The 4697-nt window shown below is 67.2% G+C and carries 3 protein-coding genes; 2 read left to right on the top strand and 1 reads right to left on the bottom strand.

Annotated features, from left to right (window positions below; translation table 11 throughout):
* On the top strand, positions 1-542 hold a 542-nt coding region (locus sphsw_RS20535), incomplete at its 5' end, for an APC family permease (protein ID WP_042467309.1).
* Positions 539-1402, top strand: coding sequence for an S-methyl-5'-thioadenosine phosphorylase (gene mtnP / locus sphsw_RS13450; protein ID WP_031441053.1), 864 nt, complete (start codon positions 539-541; stop codon positions 1400-1402). The genes sphsw_RS20535 and mtnP, both read left to right, overlap by 4 nt.
* Positions 1403-1861: 459 nt before the next feature.
* On the opposite strand, the gene acnA is transcribed toward mtnP, so the two are convergent.
* Positions 1862-4546 (bottom strand): aconitate hydratase AcnA, encoded by a 2685-nt coding sequence (gene acnA / locus sphsw_RS13445; RefSeq protein ID WP_031396444.1) that lies wholly within the window; start codon positions 4544-4546, stop codon positions 1862-1864.
* Positions 4547-4697: the final 151 nt, after the last annotated feature.

Raw genomic sequence — 4697 nt, 5'->3', positions numbered from 1 at the left:
CGCGGTTCGCCGGCTCGGCCGAGCCGCTCGCGCTGATCCTGCGCGAGATCGGACGGCCGGGGTTCGCGACGTTCCTGGGCGCGTCGGCGGTCATCGCGCTGCCGACCGTGCTGCTCGCCTTCCTGTTCGGGCAGAGCCGGATCTTCTTCACGATGGCGCGCGACGGCCTGCTGCCGCTGGGCCTCGCCAAGGTGTCGAAGCGCGGTGCGCCGGTGCGGATCACCTGGATTACCGCGGCGATCGTCGCGGTGATCGCGGGGCTGCTGCCGCTCGCCGAGATCGCGGCCCTCGCCAATGCGGGGACGCTCGCGGCGTTCGTCGCGGTGTGTGCGTGCATGCTGGTGATGCGTCGCCGGGCGCCCGATGCGGTGCGGACGTTCCGCGCGCCGGCCGCGACGCTGGTGGGCATCGTCGGCATTCTCGGCTGCCTGTACCTGTTCTTCAGCCTGCCTTCGAAGACGCAACTCTATTTCGGGCTGTGGAACCTGCTCGGGCTGGTGATCTACTTCGTCTATGCGCGGCCGCGGGCGCTCGCCGAATGAGCGGCTGGACGATCGGGATCATCGGCGGCTCCGGGCTGTACGCGGTCGAGGGGATCGAGGACGGGCACTGGCAGACGGTGGAGACGCCCTGGGGTGTGCCGTCGGATGCGATCTATACCGGCCGCGTCGGGCCTGTCGGGGTGGCGTTCCTGCCGCGGCACGGGCGAGGGCACCGGATTTCGCCGTCCGAGCTCAATGCGCGCGCGAACATCGATGCGTTGAAGCGGCTGGGGGTGACCGATGTGCTGGCGGTGTCGTCGGTCGGGTCGTTGGTCGAGGCGCGGCCGCCGGGGAGCTTGACGATCGTCGACCAGTTCATCGACCGGACCAAGGGGCGGGTGTCGAGCTTCTTCGGCACGGGCCTCGTCGCGCATGTCTCGATGGCGGACCCGGTGTGTCCGCGCCTGTCGGGCTATGCCGCCGATGCCGCGCGCCAGGCCGGGGCCGAGGTCGACGACCGTGGCACCTATCTGGCGATGGAGGGGCCGCAATTCTCGACGCGTGCGGAGAGCCGGTTGTACCGCCAATGGGGGTGCGACGTGATCGGGATGACCGCGATGCCCGAAGCCAAGCTCGCGCGTGAGGCGGAGCTGCCCTATGCGCTGGTCGGGATGGTGACCGACTATGACTGCTGGCGCGAGGAGGCGGCGGGGGTCGATGTCGCGGAGGTGATTGCGCAGCTCGGTGCGAATGCGGCGAAAGCGCGCGCGATGGTAATGGCGTTGCTGCGTGGCCTGCCGGCGGAGCGTCCGGCGTCGCCGATCGATACCTGTCTCGACAGTGCGATCATCACGGCGCGCGAGGCGCGGGATCCGGCGCTGGTGGCTAAGCTCGACGCGGTGGCGGGGCGGGCGCTCTAGCGACGGCGTGACGCGCGAGGCTCTGGGTCCTAACGTTCGTCAGGATGACGGTTGGGGGAGGTGGTGGTTTGCCACCGGGTGCGGTGATCGGCGGAAGAATTGCGGCGATCCGTGGGCTCCGACACATTGGTGCAACATATCGGCGCGATGAGGTGGGGGTCGCCGCTCCCTCTCCCCCTGTGGACGGCGACGTGGCCGGGTTGTTCCCCCTCCCGGTCCCTCCCTGAACTACGGGGCGATCGTCATGGTCGCCCCGCTTTTTTCTGCCGGGCCTGGGTCGCGTTCGAGACGCGCCGTCTGGTGAAACTCGCCATCCAAAACACGTCATCCCAGCGAAGATCGGGATATCCCTTGTAGTGGGCGACATGCGCCTCACGGGGATATTCCGGCTTTCGCTGGAATGACGGTAGTTCAGGGGGCAGGCGTCGTCCCGGATTGCGCCGGGACGACGTCGCCGGATCAGGCGGCCAGCTTGCGCAGGACGTAGTGCAGGATGCCGCCGTTGAGGAAGTATTCCAGCTCGTTGACGGTATCGATCCGGCACTTGGTCTGGAACGTCTCGCTGGTGCCGTCGGCGCGGGTCATCTTGACGCTCACGTCCTGACGCGGGCGGATGCTTGCCACGTCGAGGATGGTGAACGTTTCCGAGCCGTCGAGGCCGAGCGTCTTGCGATCGGTGCCTTCGGCGAACTGCAGCGGCAGCACGCCCATGCCGACCAGGTTCGAGCGGTGGATACGCTCGAAGCTCTCGGTGATGACCGCGCGGACGCCGAGCAGGTTGGTGCCCTTGGCCGCCCAGTCGCGCGACGAACCGGTGCCATATTCCTTGCCCGCGACGATCACGAGCGGCGTGCCGTCCTGCTTGAAGCGCATCGCGGCGTCGTAGATCGCCATGACCTCGCCGTCATATTTGGACATGCCGCCTTCGACGCCGGGGACCATCTCGTTCTTGATGCGGATGTTGGCGAAGGTGCCGCGCATCATCACGTCATGGTTGCCGCGGCGTGCGCCATAGCTGTTGAAGTCGGCCTTGCTGACCTGATGCTCCTGGAGGAAGCGGCCGGCCGGGCTGTCCGCCTTGATCGAGCCTGCGGGCGAGATGTGATCGGTGGTGATCGAATCGCCGAGGATCGCGAGCGGCTTGGCGTCGATGATGTCCTGCACCGGCGACGGCGTCATGCTGAGGCCCTCGAAATAGGGCGGGTTGGCGACATAGGTCGACCCTGCGCGCCAGGCGTAGGTGTCCGAACCCGTGACGTCGATCTCGCGCCACTTCGAATCGCCCGCATAGACGTCGCCGTAGCGCGCGCCGAACATCGACGCGTCGATGTTGGCGTCCATCGTGCTGCGGACTTCCTCGTTGGTCGGCCAGATGTCGCGCAGATACACGTCCTGGCCGTCGGTGCCCTGACCCAGCGGCGTCTCGATCATGTCGGTCGTGACGGTGCCCTTGATCGCATAGGCGACGACGAGCGGCGGGCTGGCCAGGAAGTTGGCGCGGACGTCGGGCGAGACGCGGCCCTCAAAGTTGCGGTTGCCCGAGAGGACCGACGCCGCGACGAGGTCGTTCTCGTTGATCGCCGACGAAATCGCCGGCGCCAGCGGGCCCGAATTGCCGATGCAGGTCGTGCAACCATAGCCGACGAGGTTGAAGCCGAGTGCGTTGAGGTCGGCGGTGAGGCCGGCCTTGTCGAGATAGTCGGTGACGACCTGCGAACCAGGGGCCAGCGAGGTCTTCACCCAGGGCTTCGACTTGAGGCCCAGAGCGTTCGCCTTGCGCGCGACGAGACCGGCGGCGACGAGCACCGACGGGTTCGACGTGTTGGTGCAGCTGGTGATCGCGGCGATCACGACGTCGCCGTCGCCGATGTCGTGCTCACGCCCCTCGACCGCGACGCGCTCGGGCTGCTCCTTGTGGTACAGCTTGTGGAGGTCGCTGTTGAACACCTCGTCGACCTTGTTGAGGCTGACGCGGTCCTGCGGGCGCTTCGGGCCGGCGAGCGATGCGACGACCGACCCCATGTCGAGCTCGAGCGTGTCGGTGAAGACGGGGTCCTCGGCATTCTCGTCGCGCCAGAAGCCGTTGGCCTTGGCGTACGCCTCGACCAGCTCGACATTCTCATCGGAACGTGCCGTGAGGCGCATGTAATCGAGCGTCTTGTCGTCGATCGGGAAGAAGCCGCAGGTCGCGCCATATTCCGGCGCCATGTTGGCGATCGTCGCGCGATCGGCGAGCGTCATCGACGACAGGCCTGGGCCGAAGAACTCGACGAAGCGGCCGACCACGCCCTTGGCGCGCAGCATCTGCGTGACGGTGAGCACGAGATCGGTGGCGGTGATGCCCTCGTTCAGTGCGCCCGTCAGCTTGAAGCCGACGACTTCGGGGATCAGCATCGACACGGGCTGGCCGAGCATCGCGGCCTCGGCCTCGATCCCGCCGACGCCCCAGCCGAGCACGCCGAGACCGTTGATCATCGTCGTGTGGCTGTCGGTGCCGACCAGCGTGTCCGGATAGGCGATCATCGTGCCGTCGCCGTGGTCGCCCGACGAGGCCGACGACCAGACGGCCTGGCCGATATATTCGAGGTTCACCTGATGGCAGATGCCGGTGCCGGGGGGGACGACCTGGAAATTGTCGAGCGCCTTGCTGCCCCACTTGAGGAACTCGTAGCGCTCGATGTTGCGCTCATATTCGAGGTCGACGTTGTCCTCGAACGCCTTGGGCGTACCGAACTCGTCGACCATCACCGAGTGATCGATGACGAGGTGGACGGGGACCTGCGGGTTGATCTTCTCGGGGTTGCCGCCGAGCTTGGTCATCGCATCGCGCATCGCGGCGAGATCGACGACGCAGGGCACGCCGGTGAAATCCTGCATCAACACGCGCGCCGGGCGATACTGGATCTCGCGGTCGCTGCGACGCTCCTTCTGCCAGTCGACGATCGCCTGGATGTCGTCGCGCGTGACGGTGACGCCGTCCTCGAAGCGCAGCAGGTTCTCGAGCAGCACCTTCATCGAGAAGGGCAGGCGGCTGATGTCGCCGAGCTGTTCGGAGGCCTTGGCGAGGCTGTAATAGTCGTACGACTTGCCGCCGGTCGAAAGGCTCGTGCGGGTCTTGAGGGTGTCCTGGCCGATGGCAGTCATAGGGGTCCTTCCCGTGGGCGTCGGGCCGCCGGGCGCCGAGGGGAAAGCGGCCTATGGGACCGCGGGGGCGCGTAGGGGACCGACCTGAATGCGGTTACTGCCGGGGCCTTAGCAAGGGGGGGCGGGCGGGGGAAGGGCGGGTTTTGATTGT

This window comes from Sphingomonas sp. FUKUSWIS1, assembly GCF_000733135.1.
In the GTDB taxonomy this organism is placed as follows: domain Bacteria; phylum Pseudomonadota; class Alphaproteobacteria; order Sphingomonadales; family Sphingomonadaceae; genus Sphingomonas; species Sphingomonas aerolata.
This window is presented reverse-complemented; position numbering and strand designations above follow the sequence as displayed.

What these genes read in the sequence shown, in the direction of transcription:
- mtnP (WP_031441053.1), top strand. Translation starts at nt 539, where the DNA reads ATGAGCGGCTGGACGATCGGGATCATCGGCGGCTCCGGGCTGTACGCG.
- acnA (WP_031396444.1), bottom strand. Translation starts at nt 4,546, where the DNA reads ATGACTGCCATCGGCCAGGACACCCTCAAGACCCGCACGAGCCTTTCG.